Raw genomic sequence first — 1,228 nt, forward strand, 5'->3', positions numbered from 1 at the left:
ACGGTGACGCCCTCGGCCGCGGCCTCGACGACGAACGCGGTGATGCCGCCCTTGTGGCCCTCGGACTTCGGCACCCGCGCCATGACGACGAGCAGGTCCGCCACGACGCCGTTGGTGGTCCACAGCTTCACGCCGTCCAGTACGTAGTGGTCGCCGTCGGGCACCGCCGTGGTGGCCAGGCGGGCCGGGTCCGAGCCGACGTCGGGCTCGGTGAGCAGGAACGCGGTGATGTCGGTACGGGCGCAGCGGGGCAGGAAGACGTCCTTCTGCTCCTGTGTGCCGAAGATCTTCAGGGGCTGCGGCACGCCGATCGACTGGTGCGCGGAGAGCAGCGCGCCGATCGCGGGGTTCGCGGAGCCGACCAGGGCGAGGGCCTTGTTGTAGTAGACCTGCGTGAGGCCGAGCCCGCCGTACTTCGTGTCGATCTTCATGCCGAGGGCGCCGAGCTCCTTGAGGCCGATGAGCACCTCGTCGGGGATCTTCGCCTCGCGCTCGATGCGAGCCGAGTCGATCTTCGTCTCGCAGAAGTCGCGGAGCTTGGCGAGGAACTCCTCGCCGCGCTGGGCGTCCTCGTCGGGCGGCATCGGGTGCGGGTGCACCAGGTCGAGGCGGAAGCGGCCGAGGAAGAGTTCCTTGGCGAAGCTGGGCTTGCGCCAGTCCTGCTCGCGGGCGGCCTCGGCCACCTGCCTGGCCTCTCGTTCGGAGACCTTCGCCCGGGGCTCGGGTGCGGGGGATGTTGCGGACATGAGGTTCACCTCGCCGCGCGTCGGGGCCACCGGCCCGGCCCGTTACCGACCGGTGCTACTCGATCGTATGTACCCGATTCGGGGCGGCCTCACCAGTCCTCGCGCAGCATCCGGCCGCACCGGATCACCCGGACACGGCGGCGGCCAAGGTAATTCCGGGCAATTAATGGACTGAATGCGTGAATGCGGGCGACCTTTATTTCCGGAGCCCCGTTACAGCAGAACGACTGCTGCAGAATGCAGCCGTCACCCCCTCTGCAATTGGAGCAAATGATGATCCGGAAGGTTCTGGCCGGCGCCGCGCTCGCGACCGCCGCCACCGCCGCGACCGTGAGTGCCGCCGGTGTGGCCTCGGCGACGACGAGTGGCCCCGAGGCCGAGAACACGACCAGCAGCGCGCACGACATGAACAAGGCTGCCCGTGTCGCCTACGGCGAGACGGTCAGCGGGACGGGCACCGGCTCCTCGGAGTTCGCCACCGA

At 69.1% G+C, this 1,228-nt stretch carries 1 protein-coding gene and 1 pseudogene; one reads left to right on the forward strand and one right to left on the reverse strand.

Annotation, left to right across the window (positions count from 1 at the left end; all coding sequences use genetic code 11):
• A partial coding sequence (locus AOK03_RS40045; RefSeq protein WP_208609728.1) for an acyl-CoA dehydrogenase family protein occupies positions 1-746 on the reverse strand: 746 nt, incomplete at its 3' end.
• Between the two features lie 270 nt (positions 747-1,016).
• Here AOK03_RS40045 and AOK03_RS40050 point away from each other — a divergent pair.
• Positions 1,017-1,228: pseudogene (locus AOK03_RS40050) on the forward strand (hypothetical protein); the annotation flags it as partial.

The sequence above is a fragment of the Streptomyces atriruber genome, from assembly GCF_001418325.1.
Lineage (GTDB): Bacteria > Actinomycetota > Actinomycetes > Streptomycetales > Streptomycetaceae > Streptomyces > Streptomyces atriruber.